Below are 22,031 nucleotides of genomic sequence, written 5' to 3'. Positions count from 1 at the left end.
ATGAATAAAGTGTATATCGTCGCGGCCTGCCGTACGCCGGTGGGGCGTTTTCTTGGCGCCCTGAAAACGGTCTCTGCGGTGGAACTGGCCGCGCTCACCGTCCGCCACAACCTGCAGCAGGCCGGGATTGACCCGGCGTGGATTGACGAAGTGATCTGCGGCTGCGTCCTCGCCGCCGGGCAGGGGATGGGGCCGGCGCGTCAGGTCGCGCTGCGGGCGGGGATCCCGGTGCAAAAGCCGGCTTACACCCTGAATATGATCTGCGGTAGCGGTATGAAAAGTATTACCGAAGGGGCGATCCATATCCAGAGCGGTTATGCCGACATGGTCGTCGCTGGCGGGATGGAAAACATGAGCCAGGCGCCGTTTTTGCTGCGGGGAGAGATAAGGGGCGGCATGAAATTTGGCGCGTTCAGCAGCGAGGATCTGATCCAGAGCGATGGCTTAACCGATCCGCTGTTGCATATTCCGATGGGGGAAACGGCGGAGGCCATCGCCGCGCATGAGCAGATCTCGCGCGCAGAACAGGACCAGTACGCGCTGGACAGCCATCAAAAAGCCTCCGCCGCCAGCCGCGCCGGCCATTTTGCCGAGGAGATAGTGCCGGTGACGGTCAGCGGGAAGCGGGGCGTCAGCGTGGTCCGCGAGGATGAGCAGATCCGCCATGACCTTAGCGCCGACCAGCTGGCGGCGCTGAAACCGGCTTTTCGTCGCGACGGGAGCGTCACGGCGGGCAACGCCTCGGGGCTGAACGACGGCGCGGCGTCAGTGATCCTCGCCTCGGCGCGCGCCGTTGCGCAGTACGGCCTGCGGCCGCTGGCTGAGATAGTCTCCTTCGGCGAGGGCGGCGTCGACCCGGCGATGATGGGGCTTGGGCCGCTGCCGGCCATGACGTGCGCCCTGCGCCGCGGGCGGTTTCAGCTCAGCGATATGGCGCGACTGGAAATTAACGAAGCCTTTGCCGCGCAGGTGCTGGGGGTGGTCAAGGGGCTGGCCCGCGAGCATCAGATGACGGCGGAGGAGATAGCCGCCCGCCTGAACGTCAACGGCGGCGCGATTGCCCTCGGGCACCCGCTCGGCAGTTCCGGAACCCGGATTGTCGTGAGCCTTCTGCACGCGCTGCGCCGGGAGAATAAACCGACCGGCCTGGCCTCGCTGTGTATCGGCGGCGGGATGGGTATTGCGTTAATTGTGAAAGCGATCTGAGGAGACAAGCGCCATGGAAAAATTAATTGTGGTGGGTGAGAAATTTACCGATTTTGCCCGGCGGCATCAGAACGTGCTGACCGTCAACGAGTTTGAGCGTTTTGTCTGGAGCGGCGAGCTCGCCGGCGTCGATAAAATCGTCATTGGTCAGGGCGTGCAGCTCGACGACATCTCCCGCACGGTCTGCATTATTCGTCAGCACTATCCGGATAAAATCCGCCAGATCGTCAATCTGCAGGATCTCTATTATCAAAACAACCGCGATCATCAGCGGCTGGTGCATAAACGTAAAAAAGAGAACATCCTCATCACCTCGCCGGAAAAACGCGATGAAGATAGCTATTGCGCGCGTCTGATCCTGCAGGACGCCTCGGAGCTGCTTTGCGACCACCAGACCGGGCAACACATCCAGGGGATGGTGCTGATCGAGGCGGCGCGGCAAACCATCATCGCCACCTCGGAGAAATTTCTGCTGGCGGAGGCGGGCGTGGCGATGGACGAGAAGTACTTCACGCTGAGCTCGCTGCAGGTAGCTTTTTCCAGCTTTGTTTTCCCGCTGCCGGTGACCATTGTGCTGAATGTGGTGTCGTGCAAAAGCTCAGCCCACGGCCGCTTTACCTGCGAGTGTTCGGTCGGTTTTGACCAGACCAGCACCCGCAAAGCGGAAGTCGGCTTTAGCTTCAGCGTCTATGACCTGAACTACATTACTCGTAAGGAGTGTGAGCAGGCGGCGCTCTGCCATCAACATTATCTGGTCAGTATTGAGCAGGGGGACGGGGATGAGCATCGCCTTTTTTGACGTGGATGAAACGCTGATTACCGGCAAAAGTATGTTCCTGTTTCTGCACCGCTATGCCGAGGAATATCCGCTGCAGTGCGGTTTGATGGCCGCGGCGATTGTCCGCCAGCTCCAGGCGCTTAGCAAAGCGGGTCAACCGCGGGAGGCGATCAATCGCTACTACTATTCGCTGTTTCGCCATGAGCCGCGCGCCCAGGTACGGGCGGTTGCTGAGGCACTGTATCGCGAAGGTGGGTACGGTTTTCACCGTGAGGTGGTGGCGATCCTCCGGCAACATCAGGCGCGCGGGGATGACGTGGTGTTTGTCTCCGGATCGATGACCGACATTCTCTGGCCGGCGATGGCGGCGCTGGGGGTGGAGCATGCCCTGTGTTCAGAGCCGGTGGTGGTTGACGAACACTATACCGGGGAACTCTGGCGGACCGCCATTGGCGAACATAAGGCGTTGCATGCTCAACGCTACGCGCAGGAACGGGGCCAGCCGCTGGCGGCGTGCTATGCCTTTGGGGACCATATCTCGGATCTGCCGCTGCTCGCGCTGGTTGGCAACCCCTGCGCGGTCAATCCGTGCGCGGCGCTGCTGGCGGAGTCGCAGCGTCGGGGATGGCCGGTGCTGTGGTCTAACGGCGGTTGACGGCACGATAGCGAAAAAAAGGGGGCGGCGCTACGCCACCCCCTGATTCACACCCTGACGGGGATCAGCCCGGGTAGATGCCGCGGTCTTTACGCGCCATCAGGATGCGCTCGCAGGCCACGATATAGGCGGCGGTACGCAGCGTACACGCTTTCTCGGCGGCTTTATCGCAGACGTGAATAATGGCGTCGGTCATGATGCGGTCCATCTTGGCGTTGATCTCTTCTTCGCTCCAGAAGAAGCTGGCCATATCCTGCACCCACTCAAAATAGCTGACGGTCACCCCGCCGGCGTTACAGATAACGTCCGGAACCACGATCACACCGCGTTCAGCCAGCACGTCGTCCGCTTCCGGATAGGTTGGGCCGTTGGCCCCTTCCAGCACCAGTTTGCAGGTCAGCTTCTCCGCGCGCTCGCGGGTGATTTGCCCTTCCAGTGCCGCCGGGATCAGAATGTCCATCGGGGTGGTCCAGAAGGCGTCTTTGTCGATCTCCTGGGCGCCAGGGAAACCGGCAATCTGCTTTTTCTCCGCCTGCCAGGCGGTGAGGGCGGCCATATCAATCCCGCCTTCGTTATACAGGGTCGCGGTATGATCCTGAATGACCACCACGCGGGCGCCGACGCCGGCGAACAGGCGGGCTGCTTCGCTACCGACGTTACCAAAGCCCTGCAGCGCGACTTTGGCGCCTTCAATTTCGATACCGGCGCGACGAGCCACTTCCCGGCCGGTGACAAATACGCCACGCCCGGTGGCCTTTTCACGGCCGAGGGAGCCGCCGAGGTGGATCGGTTTGCCGGTGACCACGCCGGTAATGGTGGTGCCATGGTTCATGGAGTAGGTGTCCATCATCCATGCCATCACTTTACCGTTGGTGCCGACGTCCGGCGCCGGAATATCTTTCTGCGGCCCGATAATAATGCCGATTTCGCTGGTGTAGCGGCGGGTCAGACGCTCCAGTTCACCTTCTGACAGTGAGAAGGGGTCGACGCGAATGCCGCCTTTGGCCCCGCCGTAAGGAATATTGACCGCGGCGCACTTAATGGTCATCCAGGCAGAAAGTGCCATGACTTCGTTAAGATCGACATCCGGATGGTAGCGAACACCACCTTTACCCGGTCCACGCGACAGATTGTGCTGAACGCGATAGCCCTCGAAGTGGCGGATGGTGCCGTCGTCCATTTGCACAGGAATGTCGACGATCAGCGCACGCTTCGGATGGCGCAGGGTTTCCACCCAGTAGGCAAGATCGCCGAGATAAGGCGCGACACGGTCGATCTGGCGCAGGTAGGTGGTCCATGGAGATGTACTACTTTCAGATGCGTAAGATAACTTTTCCATAAGAGTCCTGTTTCTCAGTGTTATTTATGTCGTGTAAAACCGTGGAATAGCTACAGCAGTAAACTCTGTGCAATGAATGGTATCACCAATTTTATAAAGCGGTATTTGACGGCAATTCCGATTTTTAAATTTTTGTTAGATTTTTTATTTTTTAAGTGAATAACTACGCACGCCAACCACCTGCAAGCTGTGCATTTTAATTCACTTTTTATTCACTTAAGTGCATAGAAAAATATTTTTTCTATGTTTTTCATTATCTTGATGATCTTCAAAAAGTGAATAAATTGCTTCCACCCGTATTGACAATCTTATTGTTCACAGGCCAGCATTAGCCCACACAACAACATGACGTTAACCATGAATTAACAAATACCCGCAAAATAAATAGGGCTTATTTTTCCTGTGGTGAATATTTTTGCCATCACAGCGGGCGCGCTCGTGTCCAAAATAAGCCGAGGGTCAGGGTTAATGTCGATTGTCCAACGCGGCGGGAGCGTTTTCCGTCGTCTTACGTTCCGGAGATGAATGATGTCAGGCACTATGACTCGCGAAGATTTTGACGCTTACCTGGTTCCCTGTTTTGCCCCCGCGCCGTTTATTCCGGTCAGGGCGGCGGGTTCCCGCGTCTGGGACCAGCAGGGGAAAGAGTATATCGATATGGCGGGCGGCATTGCGGTGAATGCCTTAGGCCATGCCCATCCGGCGCTGGCTCAGGCCCTGCAGGATCAACTGGCGAAACTGTGGCATATCGGCAATGGCTATACCAACGAGCCGGTGCTGCAGCTGGCGAAAACCCTCGTGCAGTCGACCTTTGCCGATAAGGTGTTTTTCTGCAACTCCGGCGCCGAAGCCAACGAGGCCGCTCTCAAACTGGCGCGGAAATACGCTCACGATAAGTTTGGTGGTGAAAAAAGCGAAATCATCGCCTTCAACCATGCCTTCCATGGCCGGACGCTGTTCACCGTCTCCGTCGGCGGCCAGCCGAAATATTCCAGCGATTATGCTCCGCTGCCGCAGGGCATTACCCATCTGCCCTATAACGACATCGAGGCGGTCACCGCGGTCATCTCTTCGCGCACCTGTGCGGTGATCGTCGAGCCGATCATCGGCGAAGGCGGCGTGATACCCGCTGACCCGGCGTTCCTCCAGGCGCTGCGCACCCTCTGCGATCGCCATCAGGCGACCCTGATATTCGATGAGGTGCAGACCGGGGCGGGCCGTACCGGCCATCTCTACGCCTACCAGCACTACAACGTCGTCCCGGACATCCTCACCAGCGCCAAAGGGCTGGGGGGCGGCTTCCCAATCGGCGCGATGCTGGCGAAAGAGGCCTGGGCGCAGGTTTTCCAGCCGGGCACCCATGGCACCACCTTCGGCGGCAACCCGCTGGCGGCGACCGTCGCTAACGCCGTGCTGGCCCATCTCGATACGCCGCTGCTGGCGGGCGTTGGCGAGCGCCATGCGCTGATTGTTGACCAGTTGAATGCGATCTCTGCCCGTTACGATGCGTTCAGCGCCGTGCGGGGCACCGGTCTGCTGATCGGCGCTGAGCTGGCGGGGCCGCTGCGCGGCAAGGCCAAAACGTTGACCAACCTGGCGGCGGAAGAGGGGCTGATCGCCCTGATTGCCGGCCCGGACGTGCTGCGCTTCGCGCCGGCGCTCAATATCCCGCTGGCGGATATTGCGGAAGCCTTCGTGCGCCTTGATCGCGCCGTTGCTCGCTTAACCCGCTAACCGGGAGGACGGCCTGTGATGCTATTTCGTCCCGTACGGGAAAACGATCTCGACGACATCGTCCGCCTTGCCGCGCGGGCGGGGGTCGGCATGACCTCCTTACCGCATGACGTCGAGCGCCTGGCGGCCCGGATCCGGCGCAGTATCGAGACCTTCGCCGGCGAACTGCCGCGCGGCCAGCAGGGTTTCCTGTTTGTACTGGAAGACACCGCGCTGGCGCGGGTGGTGGGGGTGAGCGCCATTGAGGTCGCGGTAGGCCTGGACGAGCCGTTTTACAATTTTCGCATTCAGAAAACGGTTCGCGCCTCGAAAGCGCTGGGAGTCTATAAGCCTCAGGAGCTGCTTAATCTCAGCTATGACCACACCGGGCACAGCGAACTGTGTACGCTGTTTCTCGACCCGGCCTATCAGCGCAACCGCAATGGTCTGCTGCTCTCCAAGGCGCGCTTTTTATTTATCGCCGCCTTCCGCGAGTGGTTTTCCCCGTACCTGTTTGCCGAACTGCGCGGCTGCAGCGATGAGCAGGGGCAGTCGCCGTTCTGGGATGCGCTGGGCCATCACTTCTTCGACATCCCGTTTGCCGATGCTGACCGGCTGACCGGCACCGGCATGAAAACCTTTATTGCCGAACTGATGCCGGCTTACCCGATCTATATCTCACTGCTGCCGAAAGCGGCCCGCGAGGTCATCGGTCAGGTGCATCCCAATACCGCCCCGGCGCGGGCGATCCTCGAGAAAGAGGGATTCAGCTGGCGCGGCTCGGTGGATATTTTCGATGCCGGACCGGTGCTGGAGGCGAACACCGATCAGATCCGCGCCGTGCGCGACAGCCAGTGCCTGCCGGCCCAGCAGCTGATGGGCGCCCTGCCGGCGCCGACGCTCGTCGCCAACGGTCAGTTCGACAATTTCCGGGCGCTGCTGGTGGCCCACGAAGAGCAGGTCTCACTAGATGCCGCCGCGCTGGACGCGCTGCAGGTCAGTGAAACCGACCGCGTTTATACGGTAACCCTGAATCCAGAGGAAAACAGATCATGGCGGTAAAAGCACAGTTTATAGCCGGGCAGTGGCAGGCGGGCAGCGGCGCAACGATGAGCAAACTGGCCCCGGAGGATCAGTCGCTGCTGTGGCAGGCGGCCAGCGCGGGTGCCGACGACGTCCAGGCGGCCTGCGCCGCGGCGCGCGCGGCGTTTTACCCCTGGTCGCACCGGCCGCTGGCCGAGCGTATTGCCGTGGTGGAGCGTTTTGCCGCGCTGCTGGAGACACATAAAGAGGCGCTGGCGACCCTGATTTCCCGCGAGACCAGCAAGCCGCTGTGGGAGACCCGCACCGAAGTGCAGGCGATGATCGGCAAGGCCGCGATCTCCATCGAGGCCTATCACCAGCGGACGGGCTTTCACGAGTCGACGCTGCCGGACGGAAAAGCACAGCTGCGCCACAAACCGCATGGCGTGATGGCGGTCTTTGGTCCCTACAACTTCCCGGGCCACCTGCCCAACGGGCACATCATTCCGGCACTGATTGCCGGGAATACCATCGTGTTTAAACCCAGCGAGCTGACGCCGGCCACCGCCGAAATGACCGTCCAGCTGTGGCAGCAGGCGGGCGTCCCTGACGGGGTGATCAATCTGCTGCAGGGCGGAAAAGCCACCGGCCAGGCGCTGCTGGAAAATCGTGATATCGACGGCGTGCTGTTCACTGGCAGCGCGGCGGCCGGTTTCCATTTCCATCGCTACTTCGGCGGCCAGCCGGAGAAGATGCTGGCGCTGGAGATGGGCGGCAACAACGCGCTGATCGTCGCCGACGTGGCCGATGTCGATGCGGCGCTGCATGTGATTATCCAGTCGGCGTTTATCTCCGCCGGGCAGCGCTGCACCTGCGCGCGCCGGCTGATCGTGCCGCGCGGCGAGCAGGGGGATGCGCTGCTGCAGCGGCTGGTCGCGGCCAGCGCGCAGATCCGCGCCGGCAAGTGGGATGACCAGCCCGCGCCGTTTATGGGCGGAGTGATTTCTCTCGACGCCGCGCAGAACATGCTGGCGGCGCAGCAAAAACTGGAGGGGCTCGGCGGCAAGGTGCTGCTGCGCATGCGCCAGCCCGACCCGCACTCCACGGTGCTGACGCCGGGGATCGTCGACGTCACCGGTATCGAGGTGCCGGATGAAGAATACTTTGGCCCGCTGCTGACGGTTATCCGTTATGACGATTTCCCGGAGGCCATTCGCCTCGCCAACCAGACCCGCTATGGCCTGGCCGTCGGGCTGATCTCCAGCGACGCGGCGCAGTTTGACCAGCTGGCGGACGAGGCGCGGGCCGGGATCGTCAACTGGAACAAGCCGCTGACCGGCGCCTCGAGTAAAGCGCCGTTTGGCGGGGTGGGCGCCTCCGGCAACCATCGCGCGGCAGCGTGGTACGCCGCTGATTACTGTGCCTGGCCGATGGCCTCTCTGGTCAGCGATACGCTGACGCTTCCGGCGACGGTATCGCCGGGCCTGCCATTCTGATAACGGATCCTGTGAGGACATATGTCTGGTTTTGAAGCAAACTTTGATGGCCTGGTCGGCCCGACGCACCACTACGCCGGACTCTCCGTCGGCAATGAAGCCTCGCAAAATAACCGCGATGGTCTCTCTAACCCTAAAAAGGCGGCGCTGCAGGGGCTGTATAAAATGAAAGCCCTTGCCGATCGCGGCTTCGTGCAGGGCATTCTGCCGCCGCAGCCGCGTCCGAATCTACGTCTGCTGCGCGAAGTCGGTTTCCAGGGCAGCGATGAGCAGGTCATCCGGCAGGCGGCCCACGCGGCGCCGCAGCTGCTCTCCGCCTTCAGCTCCGCCTCGTCGATGTGGACCGCCAATGCGGCGACCGTCTCACCGTCGGCGGACAGCGCCGATGGCAAACTCCATTTCACCGTCGCCAACCTGAACAATAAGCTGCACCGTATGCAGGAGGCGCCCACCACCTCGGCGATCCTGGGCGCCACGTTCGCCGATCCGCGCTACTTCGCCCACCATGCGGCGCTGCCGCAGCATGGCGACCTCGGCGATGAAGGGGCAGCCAACCATAACCGCTTCTGCCGGGAGTATGACCGACAGGGGGTGCAGTTTTTTGTCTACGGTCGACGCGCCAGCGGCGGGATCGCCCCGGTGAAGTATCCGGCGCGGCAGACCCTCGAGGCCAGCGAGGCGGTGGCCCGCCTGCATCAGCTGGATCCGCGCTACACGGTGTTTGCCCAGCAGGCGCCGCAGGCTATCGATCGCGGCGTGTTTCACAACGACGTCATCGCGGTCAGCAATCGCCATGTGCTGTTCCACCATCAGCAGGCGTTTGTCGATCAGGCGACGGTGCTAGCGACGCTACGGGCTAAAAGCGACAGTCTGGATATCCCGTTCACCAGCGTGGAAGTGCCGGACGAGCGGGTGTCGCTCGATGACGCGGTGGCCTCTTACCTGTTCAACAGCCAGCTGCTGAGTAAACCTGACGGCAAGATGCTGATCGTGGTGCCGGAGGAGTGCCGCCAGCGGGAAAACGTCTGGCGCTATCTGAGCGACCTCGCCGCCGACAGCGCATCGCCGATCGATGAAGTGGCGGTCTTTGACCTGCGGGAAAGCATGCGCAACGGCGGCGGCCCGGCCTGTCTGCGGCTGCGGGTGGTGCTCAACGAGGCTGAACGCCAGGCGGTCAACGCCCACAGTCTGATGAACGACGAGCGTTATCAGCAGCTGACGGCATGGGTGGAAAAACACTATCGCGACCGGCTGCACGCCCGCGATCTGGCGGACCCGCAGCTGCTGCGCGAGGTTTATCAGGCGCTGGATGAGCTGACGCAGATCCTGCGCCTGGGCGCGGTCTATGATTTTCAGCGTTAAGGAGCGGCAGATGGAGCACCTGGTTAACGATTTACTGCACTGCCGCCTGCAGGAGTGGAGCTTCCCGGCGGGCATCGAGGCCCGCTGGCTGGGCGAGGGGATCCTGCAGTTGCTGCCGACGGCGCCGTGGCGCCAGGCGACGATCCTCTCCGCGGGCGTGCATGGCAATGAGACCGCGCCGACGGAGCTGCTGCTGCAGTTGACCCACGATCTGAGCCAGGGGCGGCAGCCGCTCACTCAGGCGCTGCTGATCGTCTTTGGTAACCTGCCGGCGATCCGCGCCGCACGCCGCTATCTGCACAACGACCTGAATCGCCTGTTCGGCGGCCGCCATCTGGCGGTCACCCCGGGGAATGAGTCGCGGCGGGCTTTTGCGCTGGAGCAAGCGGTGCAGGCCTTCTATCGCGCCGCCGATGCGGCGGGTCCGGTCAACCGTAGCCATCTCGATATGCATACCGCCATTCGCGGGTCGCTGTATCGCCAGTTTGCGCTGCTCCCGGCCCACGCCGGGGATTTTTCGCCTGGCTTCTACCAGCTGTTGCAGGCCAGCGGGATGGATGCCATCGTGCGGCATACCGAAGCGGGCGGCACCTTCACCCATTTCACCTGCGAAAAGTTCGCCGCGCAAAGCGCCACCCTGGAGCTGGGGAAAGTGATGCCGTTCGGCGCCAACGATCTCAGCCTGTTCGCCGCTACCGACGCGGCGATCCGGGCCTGGATTTCTGACGCGCCGCTGCCGCCGCGCGACAAAGCGCCGGTGGATTACTTCCTGGTCGAGGAGAGCATCATCAAGCGCGAGGGGGAATTTACGCTTAATCTCGCGGCCAACGTTGAGAACTTCACCGCGCTCCCGGCGGGGTACGAAATCGCTCGCCAGGCGGAGACACGGTGGGTGGTGCAGGCCCGGGCCCCCTATATCCTCTTTCCCAACGCCGGGGTCGCCACCGGTCAGCGCGCCGGGCTGCTGCTGCGCGCTGCGGCTCTTCGCCTCCCACAACCAGCCTGAGGAAACACCATGACTGAACATCAACATCAGGCGTCACCTGCCGCCGGAGGTGAGGACGCGTCACAGCTTAAACGCGGGCTCGGCGCCCGCCACATTCAAATGATTGCCCTCGGGGGCGCCATCGGCACCGGGCTGTTTATGGGGGCGGGGCGCAACATCGCCGTCGCCGGCACCTCGATTCTGGTGATCTATGTGCTGGTCGGGTTCTTTACCTATATGGTGATGCGGGCGATGGGGGAGCTGCTGCTCACCCGCCATGACTACCGCTCGTTTGCCGACTTTGTCGGCGAGTATCTCGGGCCGCAGGCCAGCTTTTACCTCGGCTGGACCTACTGGCTAAGCTGGGTAGTGACCTGCATTGCCGACGTGGTGGTCTGCGGGAGCTATATGCAGTACTGGTTCCCGGAACTGTCGGCATGGATGCCGGCCCTCAGCATGCTGGCGATCCTGTTCCTGCTTAACCTGCTGTCGGTGAAAATGTTTGGCGAGGCGGAGTTCTGGTTCGCCCTGATCAAGGTGATCACCATTATCGCCCTGATCGGCACCGGCGGCTGGATGATTGCCACTGGCTGGACTTCTCCGGACGGCGTGACGGCTTCTCTCAGCCATCTTACCGACCCGACGGCTTTTATGCCTCACGGTATCACCGGTTTTTTCGCCGGCTTCCAGATAGCGATCTTCTCCTTTACCGGCATTGAGCTGCTGGGCACCATGACGGCGGAGACCCGCGATCCGCAGCGCATTTTACCCAAGGCGATCAATGCTCTGCCGCTGCGGATTATCATCTTCTATCTGCTGTCGATGGTGGTGATTATCGCCGTCGCCTCCTGGCCGGGGGTATCGGCGGAGACCAGTCCGTTCGTGACGCTGTTTGCCAAGGCCGGGCTGCCTGCCGCCGCGGCGGTGATTAACTTCGTGGCGCTGACCTCGGCGATGTCCTCGGCCAACAGCGGCGTCTTCTCCAGCACCCGCATGCTGTACGGCCTGTCGGTGGAGAAGCATGCGCACTGGCAGTTTCGCATCCTGTCGCGCAATACCCGCATCCCGGTGCGTAGCCTGCTGTTCTCCTGCTTCTGCATGCTGATCGGTACGCTGCTGCTATTCCTGGTACCGAATGTGATGACCCTGTTCACCATCGTCTCGACCCTGGCGGCGATTATGGTGGTGTTCAGCTGGGGGATGATCCTCGTGGCCTATCTGGTCTATCGCCGTCAGCGTCCGGACCTGCACGCCGGGTCGATCTTTAAGATGCCTGCCGGGGTGGTGATGAGCTGGGTGAGCCTGCTGTTCTTCGCCTTCGCCATCTTCATCATGATCTTTGACCCGGACACGCTGCTGGCGCTGTTGGCTTCTCCGCTGTGGTTTATCGCGCTGTGGGGCTTCTGGAAGCTGAAGCAGCGGCGCGAGGGGCAGCTGACGCTGGATAACCAGAGCGCCTGACACTCGCCGGCCAACCTGGCCGGTTAAGCAGGAGGTGAAGACTGGACGTCTGTTTGTGCCCGGTGACGGCTGGCGCCTTACCGGGCCTACATGCTTACCGGACCTGGGATGAGCGGTTTCTCCCGCGGCGTGATCCCCCCCAGGCCCGCGCAAGCGCAGCGCCGCCGGGCAGGATACTCGGCTCCGTAGCGGCTTTTCTGCCCGGTGGCGGCTGGCGCCTTACCGGGCCTACATGCTTACCGGACCTGGGATGAGCAGTTTCCCCTACGGCATGATCCCCCCAGGCCCGCGAAAGCGCAGCACCGCCGGGCAGGATAATCGGCTCCGCAGCAGCTTTACTGCCCGGTGGCGGCTGCTGCCTTACCGGGCCTACATGCTTACGGACCTGGGATGAGCGGTATCCCCCGCGGCGTGATCTCCCTCTGTAGGCCCGCGCAAGCGCAGCGCCGCCGGGCGGGATAGTCGGCTCCGTAGCGGCTTTACTGCCCGGTGGCGGCTGGCGCTTTACCGGGCCTACATGCTTACCGGACCTGGGATGAGCGGTATCCCCCGCGGCGTGATCTCCCTCTGTAGGCCCGCGCAAGCGCAGCGCTGCCGGGCAGGATACTCGGCTCTGCAGCGGCTTTACTGCCCGGTGGCGGCAGGCGCCTTACCGGGCCTACTGTCTTACCGGACCTGGGATGAGCGGTTTCCCCCGCGGCTTGATCCCCCCGTAGGCCCGCGCAAGCGCAGCGCCGCCGGGCAGGATAGTCGGCGCCGTAGTAGCCCGGGCGGGCGGCGGTTAGGCGCTTTCCGCCCGGGAAGGGGCCGCACCCGGCGCGGACTTCATCCGGCTGGCGCAGAAAATTGCCAGCAGCGAAATCACCACCGTAACGCCCAGATAAACGGCCACCGGCCGCCAGTTCCCGTCATATTTTGCCAGCAGACCGGTGGCGATAAGCGGCGCGGTGCCCCCGGCCAGCGCGGCACCCAGCTGGTAGCCGAGGGTGATCCCGGTATAGCGCACATTGGCGCTGAAAATCTCAGAGCACAAGGTGCCGAGCACCGCAGTTACCGGCGCCCACAGGATGCCGAAGGCAACGACCGTCGCCAGCATGATGCCCCAGTTGGTGCCGGTGTCGAGCAGCAGGAACCACGGAACGATAAACAGCCCCAGCAGCACCACGCTCAGGGTATACATCTTTTGCCGCCCCACCTTGTCTGACAGCAGCCCCATCAGCGGGATCATCACGGTGGCCACCAGCGCGCCCAGGGTCACGGATTCCAGCGCCTGCGACTTCTGGTAGCTCAGGGTGGTGGTGGCATAGCTGACCACAAAGGTGGAGAAGATATAGAATGGGGCGGTCTCCACCACTTTCAGACCGGCGGCAATCAGCACTTCCCGCCAGTGGTGCTTGAGCGTTTCGCGCAGCGGGGCCTTCGCCACCTGGCCGGATTTTTTCACCTGCTTAAAGGCGGGCGTTTCGTCGATATCTTTGCGGATCCACAGGCCGAGAAAAACGAGGACGGAGCTGAGCAGGAACGGTATACGCCAGCCCCAGGCGAGAAACTGTGTCTCGTCAAACAGGGTCATCAGCGAGACGATAAACGTCGCCATCAGCATGCCGATGGTCACGCCGGCCTGGGGAATGCTGCCGAAAAAGCCTTTCCGCTTCTCCGGCGCGTATTCGTAGGCCAGCAGCAGCGCACCGCCCCATTCACCGCCGATACCCATGCCCTGAATAATGCGCAGGGTTATCAGCAGGGCGGGCGCCCAGAGGCCCACCATCTCATAGGTGGGAAGCAGGCCGATCGCCACCGTGGCGCTGCCCATCAGCGACAGGGTCAGCACCAGCGTCTTCTTGCGGCCGATGCGATCGCCGATATGAGCGAAAATGACGCCGCCGATGGGGCGGATAAAAAACGTCAGCGAGAAGGAGAGCCAGGAGAGGATCAGGCCGATGACCGGGTCGACCATCGGAAAGAAGATTTTGTTGAACACCAGCGCGGCGGCGGTGCCATAGAGAAAATAATCGAACCATTCGATGGCGCTGCCTGTCAGGCTGGCGATCAGGACCTTCTTGTTTTTCTGCAGAATGGATGCAGTGTTGTCTTGTGGATTGCTCATTACGAAACGTTCTCCCGCCACGGTAAATAGGTCAGGTGTCACTCTGTGTAAACAGGGTGCAACCTGGTGTGAAAAGGTTGTGTAATTGTTAAGCAACTTAGGGTTGAAGGTTACAATTGGCAAGTTCATCGCTGGCAAACTGGGCGTTATGACGCGGTTTGGACTGGTGTAACCGCGACGCTATTTTTTATTTTCCACCTGATTTTGCTGTTTTTTGTTATTTTCATAGTGAGTTGTTCAGGTGCAACCCGCCTGTTTTTAGATGTTTCTTGTTATTTCAAAATGGTTACAAATTAACGCCGCTTTGCCTCCCGCGAGGCGGCGTTTATGATGGCGAAAGCATCCTCTCCGATCGGCTGAGAGGGAATTAAGGAGACAGAATGGCAGAACAATTTCCCCGGCTGTCGGCGGCGACGCTGGCGGCGGCTAACCAGGTCGGCGCCTGGCTGGCGCAGGACGATCTGGCGACGCTGCCCGCGCTGCCGCAGGTGGACGTGGTGGTGCTGGCCGGCAACGCCGTGATCCCGACCATCGACGCCGCCTGCCGGCTGGCGGCGGCGCAGGACGTCACGCTGCTGATCAGCGGCGGCGTGGGACATTCTACGAACTATCTCTACGAGGCGGTGCGCCAGGATACCCGTTACCGTATGTTGCCGGTGGCGGGGCGTCCGGAAGCGCATATTCTGGCCGATATTGCTCATGACTACTGGCACATTCCGCGCTCGCGGCTGGTGGTGGAGGACCAGTCGACCAACTGCGGCGAGAACGCCCGTTTTACCCGGACCACGCTGGAGAACGGGGGGATCCCTCATCGTCGCGGGATCGTCATTCAGGACCCCACCATGCAGCGGCGAACCATGGCCACCTTCGCCCGCGTCTGGCAGGGGGTGGCGACACCGCCACAGTGGCTGAGCTTTCCCGGCTGCTCGCCGGTGCTGGAGCAGACCGATGGTCAACTGGGGTTCGCGGGCGGCGGGGCGGGGCTGTGGCCGGTCGCCCGCTACCTGGCGCTGCTGCTGGGCGAGCTGCCGCGCCTGCAGGATACGCCTGAAGGATACGGTCCGCGGGGGAAAGACTTCATCAGCCACGTCACCTTCCCGCCGGAGATCCTCGATGCCTGGCGACAGCTGCGGGAGGACGCCCAGCTTGCCGGGGCGCTGCAGGCCCGCACCCTCAGCTGAAAACTGCCCGTTTGCGGCAGATTTATCGCAAACGGGCAATTTGTGTTATTGGAATGTAACCTCAACCGGGCATTTTTGGCCCGGATTTATGAATCAGCTCACAGAACGGCGCCAACGTGCTGCGAAGCCACGGCTTATCCGCCCGATATTTAACAAAAAAATCACTTGTTAAATACAAACGCACTACAGGAGCAGCCATGACAGCACCCGTTCAACACCAAATGTATATTGATGGCCAGTTCGTTTCCGGTCGCGGCGACGGCTGGATCGACGTGCTTAACCCGGCGACCGAAGCGCTGCTGTCGCGGATCCCGGACGGGACAGCTGAAGAGGCGCGGCTGGCGATTGACGCGGCTGAGCGCGCCCAGCCCGCCTGGGAAGCGCTGCCGGCCATTGAGCGTGCGGGTTGGTTACGCAAAATTGCCGCTGGTATCCGCCAGCGTGCTGAAGAGATTGCCGGGCTGATCGTGGCTGAAGGCGGCAAGATCCAGCAGCTGGCTGCGGTGGAAGTCGCATTTACCGCGGACTATCTCGACTATATGGCCGAATGGGCGCGCCGTTACGAAGGCGAGATCGTGCAGAGCGATCGCCCTGGGGAGAATATCCTCGTCTTTAAACGCGCGCTGGGGGTGACCACCGGGATCCTGCCGTGGAACTTCCCGTTCTTTCTTATCGCCCGCAAGCTGGCGCCGGCCCTGATCACCGGGAATACCATCGTCATTAAGCCCAGCGAATTTACGCCCAATAATGCCATCGCCTTTGCCGAGATCGTCCATCAGGTTGGGTTGCCGAAAGGGGTCTTTAACCTGGTGCTCGGCCGCGGAGAAACCGTTGGTCAGGAGCTGGCTGGCAATCCAAAGGTGGCGATGGTCAGCATGACCGGTAGCGTGGCGGCAGGAGAGAAAATCATGGCCGCTGCGGCGAAAAATATCACCAAAGTGTGCCTCGAACTCGGCGGCAAAGCGCCAGCCATTGTGATGGATGATGCGGATCTGGAGCTGGCGGTGAAAGCGGTGGTGGACTCGCGGGTGATTAACACCGGGCAGGTGTGTAACTGCGTCGAGCGGGTCTATGTTCAGCAGGGCATTTACGACCGCTTCGTCAACCGCCTCGGCGAGGCGATGAAGGCCGTGCAGTTTGGCGACCCGGCGACGCGGGATGACATCGCGATGGGGCCGCTGATCAACGCGGCGGCGCGGGACCAGGTGGCGGGTAAAGTGGCGAAGGCGGTGGCGCAGGGGGCGCGGGTGGCGCTGGGCGGCCAGCCGCTGGAGGGCAAAGGCTATTTTTATCCGCCGACCCTGCTGCTGGATGTGCGTCAGGAGATGGACATTATCCACGAGGAAACCTTCGGGCCGGTGCTGCCGGTGGTGGCGTTTTCGACCCTTGATGAGGCGCTGGCGATGGCCAATGACAGCGACTATGGCCTGACCTCCTCGATCTATACCCGCGATCTGAACGTGGCGATGAAGGCGATTAAGGGACTGAAGTTCGGCGAAACCTATATCAACCGGGAAAACTTTGAGGCGATGCAGGGTTTCCACGCCGGCTGGCGCAAATCGGGGATCGGCGGCGCTGATGGTCGCCACGGGCTGAATGAGTACCTGCAGACCCAGGTGGTCTATCTGCAGGCCTGAGGTACTTAACTCCGAGCCGGCGGGCAGCTCAGGCGGCCCGCCGTTCGCTTAGCGGGCGAATTTCTCCAGCACGCGGATCAACTGGGTGACGAAGCCGTATTCGTTATCATACCAGGCGACGGTTTTCACCAGCTGTACGCCGCCGGCCTCCACAATCTCCAGCTGGGTGGCATCGTAGATCGAGCCGAAATGGCTGCCGATAATGTCGGAAGAGACAATCTCTTCTTCGGTGTAGCCGAAGGATTCATTGCCCTCAGCCGCCTGCTTCATCGCCTGATTGACCTCATCCGCAGTCACTTTTTTCTCCAGCACCGACACCAGCTCTGTCACCGAACCCGTTTTTGTCGGCACACGCTGGGCATGGCCCTTCAGTTTACCGCTCAGGGCGGGGATCACCAGGCCGATGGCCTTTGCCGCACCTGTGGTGTGCGGGATGACGTTTTCTGCCGCCGCTCTGGAGGCGCGCAGATCTTTGCCGCGCGGCCCGTCCACCAGCGACTGGGTGCCGGTATAAGCATGGATGGTGGTCATGGTGCCCACGGTGATGCCGAAGGCATCCTGGAGGACTTTGGCCATCGGCGCCAGGCAGTTGGTGGTGCAGGAGGCCACGGAGATGATGGTGTCATCCGGGGTCAGGGTGTCATCGTTGACGTTGTAGACGATGGTTTTCATCTCGCCAGCGGGGGCGGAAATCAGCACTTTGCGCGCGCCGGCCTGGAGATGGGCCTGCGATTTCTCGGCCGAGGTGTAGAATCCGGTACACTCCACAATCACCTCGGCGCCTGCCGCCTGCCATGGAATATGCTGCGCCTCTTTTTCGGCATACACCGTAATGGTTTTGCCGTTGACGATCAGCGCATCTTCCGTAAAGTCGACGCTCCACGGAAAGGGGCCGTAGTTTGAATCATGCTTTAACAGGTAGGCCAGCACCTTTGGCGAGGTGAGGTCGTTGATAGCCACCACTTCCAGGCTGCTGTCGACTTCTAATAAACGGCGTAACACCAAACGTCCGATACGACCAAATCCATTAATCCCAAGTTTACTCATGGACATTCTCCGGTTGGTAAAACGACTCGATGTGATAAAACTCCTCCAGGCTTAGTCCTGTCCCCCTGATTGGTCAACTGACAATCTGTGCGGTATGCCAGCGCTTCCGGCCCGAAGAGGGAAAAAGTGAATGTTTTCCCGGCCTTTTTTAGCGCTGACGGCTGGGAATAATTTTTGTTACCGGAGATGAGGGGGCCGCCTGCTGGCGAAGCGGTGAAAAGCGTCTATGCTTAACTATTGAATAGCTTAGTAAAATATTGACGTTAGACGAAGGGAGAGGTTATGGGATTCTGGAGAATCGTTTTCACTATTATTCTGCCGCCGCTGGGCGTACTGCTGGGGAAAGGCTTCGGCTGGGCGTTTATTCTCAACATTATTCTGACCCTGCTGGGCTATATTCCTGGCCTGATCCACGCCTTCTGGGTGCAGACACGCGACTGAGGGGCGAGCAGATAACCACGCCTCCCCCTGGGACCCGCTCAGGGGGGCATCAGGCTCTCTTTATACAGCAGCGTATTATCCTTCGACCAGTAGTGCCGGGTCTCCTCTTCCAGATCAACGATCCACTTAAACACGCCGGCGCTGGCGAGATCCTTGCAGTACTGTTCAAAGTTGATGGCGCCGGCAAAATGGCGGATGACCGCGGCCGATGTCAGTCGATGGCTGGGGGCGCTGCGCACGCGTAGCAGGCCGCGGGCGCTTTTTATCGAGATCACCTCGTCGTTTGCCATCACGAAATTCATATTGCCGGTGGAGACAAAATAGATGTAGTAAGAGACCTGATGCCGGCGGAGTTCACTGGCGAAGGTGGTAAAATCGGCATCCGCGCGAACCTGTTCGAAAAAGTGACCCAGCCTTGCCAGCAGTTCCATTTCAATCCTTGTTGTGTTGTTGCTGCGCATGGTTTCGGCGTCTGTCGGCATAAACCATTCACACGTTTACTTATTCGTATTTTAATAATATAGGCGCGTTATATTAATGGTTATTATGTAACTGGAACACCGTTTCAAGTGTTACAAGCTATTGCAAAGGTTTGCAGGGGATCCTCGAGGCAGGCAGAAGGTGTGGTAAGACGGGAAGGGGCGAAATTAGCGCCGGCGATGATCGTCGCCGGCGGGGCCATGAGCCGCGGCTATTTCTGGATCAGATAGCGAATGGTTGGGCCATCCTGCTGAATATCCAGCACCGTATAGCCATGGTTCCTGGCATCGAGTGGAATGTTATTGATCGACTGCGGACAGTCGCTGACTACTTCCAGGATCTCGCCTTTTTGCAGGGAGGGCATCGCCTCCAGAGTGGCCACGGCCGGATAGGGACAGGGTTCGCCGACCATATCCAGGCGATAATCAGGGATGATGTTTTTCATGCGCTCTCCTTCACGGTCCGGACCGCCGTCGACTGGCGGCGGAAAAAATGTCTTTCCCAGGCGATCACCAGCAGCAGGGCGATCAGCAGCAGCAGATAGGTCGCCAGCAGCCCGCCGAAGGGGCCGAAGGCGTTCAGCAGGTTGATTTTCTGCCAGTGGGTGGCGAGCGGAGCGGCGATATCGTCCCAGCACCAGGCGAGCAGCGTTGAGCCAATGACATTGCCCAGCCCAACCCACCAGTAGTGAACCTGGCCCTCCACCGCCCGGTACATCCAGCCGGTTTCACAGCCGCCGGCCAGCACGATGCCAAAGCCAAACAGCAGCCCGCCAATCGCCGCATTGGGACCGGCCCACATAATTTTCGGCGCCATCCCCAATTGCACATAGCTAAAGATACCGATGGCGCTCGCCGCCATGCCGAAGATAATCGCCTTCGCCATCACCGTCCGGCCGGTGATCCACATATCGCGAAAGGCGGAGGTAAAGCAGATCTGCGCGCGCTCAATAAGCAGACCGAAGCCGATGCCGAACAGCATCGCCAGGCCGAGCGCCGGGTGGTCTGCGGCGGTGAGCAGGCCCCAGCCGATCATGGCGAAAAAGATCACCATGCCCAGCCGGAAACGGCGGCGCGCCTGCTGCGGTTTTTGGGTTAACGGCGAGGCGGCGGACACCTTTTGCATTTTTACCGGGATGCGAAAAAGGGGCAGCAGCGTGAAGCGGGCGCCAAACCAGGAGCCGATGGCGGTGGCGATGGCAAACAGCCAGGCGTGCAGGGAGAACTGCGGAATACCGGTGAAAAAAGCCGCCAGATTGCAGCCCATCGCCAGACGTGCGCCGAACCCGGCGATGATGCCGCCTGCCACGGCCTGCACAATGCGGATCCGGCTGCGTGGAAAGCGCAGTTTGACGTTATTGGCCCACAGCGCGGCGGCCAGGCAGCCGCCGAACATGCCGATGATCATCCTGCCATCGATGCGGGTCAGCGGAGTCCCTTCGAGATGAATCAGCTGGTAATAGCCCCACTGTTCGCTGTGGACGCCCAGCAGTTGCAGCAGCTGACCGCCCCAGCGGGTGAATTCGCCGGTCACCGCCCAGAAGGTGCCGGTGATGCCAAAATAGTAGGTAGAGAGGATGCCCGCCGCGATGACCGCCGGGACAGGGGACCAGAACCGGATAAGCCAGGCCTGTTTGAAGGATTGCCATGTCATAAAAATGCCTCTGAACTCAGAAGGTATTAAAGGTCGATGACCGACCGAAGGGGGCAAATAGTACCCGCCTTAACGCCTGCTTTCTCTGTTTTGGATCAAGGCCCTACGCTTGCGCCACCACGGCAAGCAGCGCCAGCAGTGCGGGCAGCGACTGAATATAGAGAATTTTGCGGCTGGCGGTCAGCGCGCCGAAAATTCCGGCGGCCAGCACGCAGGCCAGGAAAAAGATAACCACCTGCACCCCCGACGCCCCCAGCCACAGCCCCCACGCCAGGCCGGCGGCCAGAAAACCGTTATACAACCCCTGGTTGGCCGCCAGCACCCGGGTCTCCCGGGCGAAATCGGCGCTGAGGTTAAAGGCCCGGCGCCCGGCGGGGGCTTCCCAGAGAAACATCTCCAGCACCAGGATGGCGAGATGAATAATAGCGACCAGCGCAACGAGGAGAGTGGCTAACACAGCAGTCCTTAATCAATAAGATGAATGTGTCTGCAGTATAGCTGCAAGCGCTAACGAAGCGGGAGCGCCGCTGCTATAGTGCAGATAGGGTCATGTTTTCTGCCGCGACCAGCGTCGGTTATCTGATTGCCCTTCGGTTTAGTTTAGCGGTGCTAGTATGCCGGGTTCTTTTTTACGGGTGTGGTGTAGGTTACTGAATGTTAAATAAATTATGGATTTTGTTATCAGGGCTACTGGTGGTTGCCATGCCGTCGGCGCAGGCCGGGGAATTAAACCTCTATTCGATGAATACCGGCTCCTATGTTTATCATATGACCGGTAACCACGGACAATATAACGAGCATTTCAATAACAATTTTTTCTCGGTGGAGCGCAAGTTTTCTCAAGATTCAAAATACAGCGTGCTGGTCGGAACGATGAAAAACAGCTTTGACGATCGCTGTTTGACCCTCGGCGTGCGCCGCGACTGGCTGAAAAACGATACCGGCTGGGTGCTGAAAGGGGTGTATGCCTATACCGGGGAATTTTTCTTTGACGCCTTCAGCCACTGTGGGGATTCCGGCACCTACCGCACCGCCAAAAAAATCACCGGCGTCGGTTTTTCGCCCTACCTCTATCATGGTCTGCAATATAACTTCACCGATTATTTCGGTGTGGAAGGCGGCATTATTGTGCCGGCGATCTTTGTGATGAGTATTCAGTGGAGCTTTCGCTAGCCGCTTTATTATCCGGGAAAAGAGCAGGCCGCCTCAGGTGGCCTGCTACTGATGACCTGGCGGCAGGAATTAATGGAAGCCGAGACGGATCAGATCTAACGGGCAAAAGCGGCCCTCGCAGCCGTCGATTTCAACGCAGTCCGCCCGGCGAAGCTGCTCGGCGGTTTTCCCTTCACCATGGATAGCTTTAATCACGCCTGTTGTGCCGTTACCGGCGATCATTACCATGCTGCCGGTAGCAATAGCGTTACGATTACGGTCATAGGTTTTCATGGTCTCCTCCTCAATAAACCA

The 22,031-nt window shown here is 60.6% G+C and carries 22 protein-coding genes and 1 pseudogene; 13 read left to right on the top strand and 10 right to left on the bottom strand.

Features of this window, described 5'->3' with window-relative positions; all coding sequences use genetic code 11:
• From CW267_RS15920 to CW267_RS15910, 3 genes are read left to right on the top strand one after another with little or no spacing between them, the layout of a single operon-like run.
• Nucleotides 1–1,206 carry an acetyl-CoA C-acyltransferase gene (locus CW267_RS15920; RefSeq protein ID WP_044649994.1) on the top strand — a complete coding sequence of 402 codons (1,206 nt, stop codon included), beginning with the start codon at nt 1–3 and terminating at the stop codon, nt 1,204–1,206.
• Nucleotides 1,207–1,219: 13 nt separating this feature from the next.
• Nucleotides 1,220–2,005, top strand: a complete 786-nt coding sequence (locus CW267_RS15915) for an AfsA-related hotdog domain-containing protein (RefSeq protein WP_100781173.1) — start codon at nt 1,220–1,222, stop codon at nt 2,003–2,005.
• Nucleotides 1,986–2,639, top strand: coding sequence for an HAD family hydrolase (locus CW267_RS15910; RefSeq protein WP_100781172.1), 654 nt, complete (start codon nt 1,986–1,988; stop codon nt 2,637–2,639). The genes CW267_RS15915 and CW267_RS15910 overlap by 20 nt, the downstream gene beginning before the upstream one ends.
• A gap of 64 nt (nt 2,640–2,703) precedes the next feature.
• On the opposite strand, the gene CW267_RS15905 is transcribed toward CW267_RS15910, so the two are convergent.
• Complete coding sequence (locus tag CW267_RS15905; RefSeq protein ID WP_008805096.1) at nt 2,704–3,978, bottom strand: Glu/Leu/Phe/Val family dehydrogenase; 1,275 nt, start codon at nt 3,976–3,978, stop codon at nt 2,704–2,706.
• A gap of 212 nt (nt 3,979–4,190) precedes the next feature.
• Nucleotides 4,191–4,337: pseudogene (locus CW267_RS30640) on the bottom strand (hypothetical protein).
• 169 nt (nt 4,338–4,506) lie between these two features.
• Between CW267_RS30640 and CW267_RS15900 the strand changes: the two are divergent.
• From CW267_RS15900 to CW267_RS15875, 6 genes are read left to right on the top strand one after another with little or no spacing between them, the layout of a single operon-like run.
• On the top strand, nt 4,507–5,712 hold the full coding sequence (locus CW267_RS15900; RefSeq protein WP_100781171.1) for an aspartate aminotransferase family protein: 1,206 nt from the start codon (nt 4,507–4,509) through the stop codon (nt 5,710–5,712).
• 18 nt (nt 5,713–5,730) lie between these two features.
• Nucleotides 5,731–6,753 (top strand): arginine N-succinyltransferase, encoded by a 1,023-nt coding sequence (gene astA, locus CW267_RS15895; protein WP_165787447.1) that lies wholly within the window; start codon nt 5,731–5,733, stop codon nt 6,751–6,753.
• Nucleotides 6,744–8,210, top strand: coding sequence for a succinylglutamate-semialdehyde dehydrogenase (gene astD, locus CW267_RS15890; protein ID WP_100781169.1), 1,467 nt, complete (start codon nt 6,744–6,746; stop codon nt 8,208–8,210). The genes astA and astD overlap by 10 nt, the downstream gene beginning before the upstream one ends.
• 21 nt (nt 8,211–8,231) lie before the next feature.
• The gene (astB, locus tag CW267_RS15885; RefSeq protein WP_039103276.1) at nt 8,232–9,572 is read left to right on the top strand and encodes an N-succinylarginine dihydrolase; all 1,341 of its coding nucleotides are present in this window, start codon (nt 8,232–8,234) and stop codon (nt 9,570–9,572) included.
• 10 nt (nt 9,573–9,582) lie between these two features.
• Complete coding sequence (gene astE, locus CW267_RS15880) at nt 9,583–10,578, top strand: succinylglutamate desuccinylase (RefSeq protein WP_060875846.1); 996 nt, start codon at nt 9,583–9,585, stop codon at nt 10,576–10,578.
• 9 nt (nt 10,579–10,587) lie between these two features.
• On the top strand, nt 10,588–12,018 hold the full coding sequence (locus CW267_RS15875) for an amino acid permease (RefSeq protein ID WP_046882177.1): 1,431 nt from the start codon (nt 10,588–10,590) through the stop codon (nt 12,016–12,018).
• A gap of 781 nt (nt 12,019–12,799) precedes the next feature.
• Here CW267_RS15875 and CW267_RS15870 read toward each other — a convergent pair.
• Nucleotides 12,800–14,125 carry an MFS transporter gene (locus tag CW267_RS15870; protein WP_100781168.1) on the bottom strand — a complete coding sequence of 442 codons (1,326 nt, stop codon included), beginning with the start codon at nt 14,123–14,125 and terminating at the stop codon, nt 12,800–12,802.
• A gap of 380 nt (nt 14,126–14,505) precedes the next feature.
• Between CW267_RS15870 and CW267_RS15865 the strand changes: the two genes are divergently transcribed.
• The gene (locus CW267_RS15865; protein ID WP_023340066.1) at nt 14,506–15,306 is read left to right on the top strand and encodes a YdcF family protein; all 801 of its coding nucleotides are present in this window, start codon (nt 14,506–14,508) and stop codon (nt 15,304–15,306) included.
• 61 nt (nt 15,307–15,367) lie between these two features.
• On the opposite strand, the gene CW267_RS30635 is transcribed toward CW267_RS15865, so the two are convergent.
• Nucleotides 15,368–15,505, bottom strand: a complete 138-nt coding sequence (locus CW267_RS30635) for a hypothetical protein (RefSeq protein WP_165787446.1) — start codon at nt 15,503–15,505, stop codon at nt 15,368–15,370.
• Here CW267_RS30635 and aldA point away from each other — a divergent pair.
• The gene (gene aldA, locus CW267_RS15860) at nt 15,504–16,943 is read left to right on the top strand and encodes an aldehyde dehydrogenase (RefSeq protein WP_022066005.1); all 1,440 of its coding nucleotides are present in this window, start codon (nt 15,504–15,506) and stop codon (nt 16,941–16,943) included. The genes CW267_RS30635 and aldA overlap by 2 nt on opposite strands.
• Nucleotides 16,944–16,991: 48 nt before the next feature.
• Here the strand turns inward: aldA and gap are convergent, their stop codons facing one another.
• Nucleotides 16,992–17,990 carry a type I glyceraldehyde-3-phosphate dehydrogenase gene (gene gap, locus CW267_RS15855; RefSeq protein WP_016160929.1) on the bottom strand — a complete coding sequence of 333 codons (999 nt, stop codon included), beginning with the start codon at nt 17,988–17,990 and terminating at the stop codon, nt 16,992–16,994.
• 282 nt (nt 17,991–18,272) lie between these two features.
• Between gap and CW267_RS15850 the strand changes: the two genes are divergently transcribed.
• Entirely contained in the window at nt 18,273–18,431 is a 159-nt protein-coding gene (locus tag CW267_RS15850; RefSeq protein WP_002903230.1) for a YqaE/Pmp3 family membrane protein, read from the top strand.
• 38 nt (nt 18,432–18,469) lie between these two features.
• Here CW267_RS15850 and CW267_RS15845 read toward each other — a convergent pair whose 3' ends face one another.
• The 4 genes from CW267_RS15845 to CW267_RS15830 form a co-directional block, all read right to left on the bottom strand.
• Nucleotides 18,470–18,862, bottom strand: coding sequence for a DUF1398 domain-containing protein (locus CW267_RS15845; protein WP_008805086.1), 393 nt, complete (start codon nt 18,860–18,862; stop codon nt 18,470–18,472).
• 260 nt (nt 18,863–19,122) lie between these two features.
• A complete protein-coding gene (gene yedF, locus CW267_RS15840; protein ID WP_002903233.1) occupies nt 19,123–19,356 on the bottom strand; it encodes a sulfurtransferase-like selenium metabolism protein YedF in 234 nt (77 codons plus the stop codon).
• Nucleotides 19,353–20,564 (bottom strand): selenium metabolism membrane protein YedE/FdhT, encoded by a 1,212-nt coding sequence (yedE, locus tag CW267_RS15835; RefSeq protein ID WP_012541906.1) that lies wholly within the window; start codon nt 20,562–20,564, stop codon nt 19,353–19,355. The genes yedF and yedE overlap by 4 nt, the downstream gene beginning before the upstream one ends.
• 103 nt (nt 20,565–20,667) lie before the next feature.
• Complete coding sequence (locus CW267_RS15830; RefSeq protein WP_032739810.1) at nt 20,668–21,021, bottom strand: DUF1304 domain-containing protein; 354 nt, start codon at nt 21,019–21,021, stop codon at nt 20,668–20,670.
• Between the two features lie 236 nt (nt 21,022–21,257).
• Between CW267_RS15830 and CW267_RS15825 the strand changes: the two genes are divergently transcribed.
• Nucleotides 21,258–21,737: a hypothetical protein gene (locus CW267_RS15825; RefSeq protein WP_162493319.1), complete on the top strand. Its 480-nt coding sequence runs from the start codon at nt 21,258–21,260 to the stop codon at nt 21,735–21,737.
• A gap of 69 nt (nt 21,738–21,806) precedes the next feature.
• Here CW267_RS15825 and ydfZ read toward each other — a convergent pair whose 3' ends face one another.
• Nucleotides 21,807–22,010, bottom strand: coding sequence for a putative selenium delivery protein YdfZ (gene ydfZ, locus CW267_RS15820; RefSeq protein WP_004151566.1), 204 nt, complete (start codon nt 22,008–22,010; stop codon nt 21,807–21,809).
• Between the last annotated feature and the right edge of the window lie 21 nt (nt 22,011–22,031).

It is taken from the genome of Klebsiella sp. X1-16S-Nf21, from assembly GCF_002837615.1.
In the GTDB taxonomy this organism is placed as follows: Bacteria; Pseudomonadota; Gammaproteobacteria; order Enterobacterales; family Enterobacteriaceae; genus Klebsiella; species Klebsiella variicola.
This window is presented reverse-complemented; position numbering and strand designations above follow the sequence as displayed.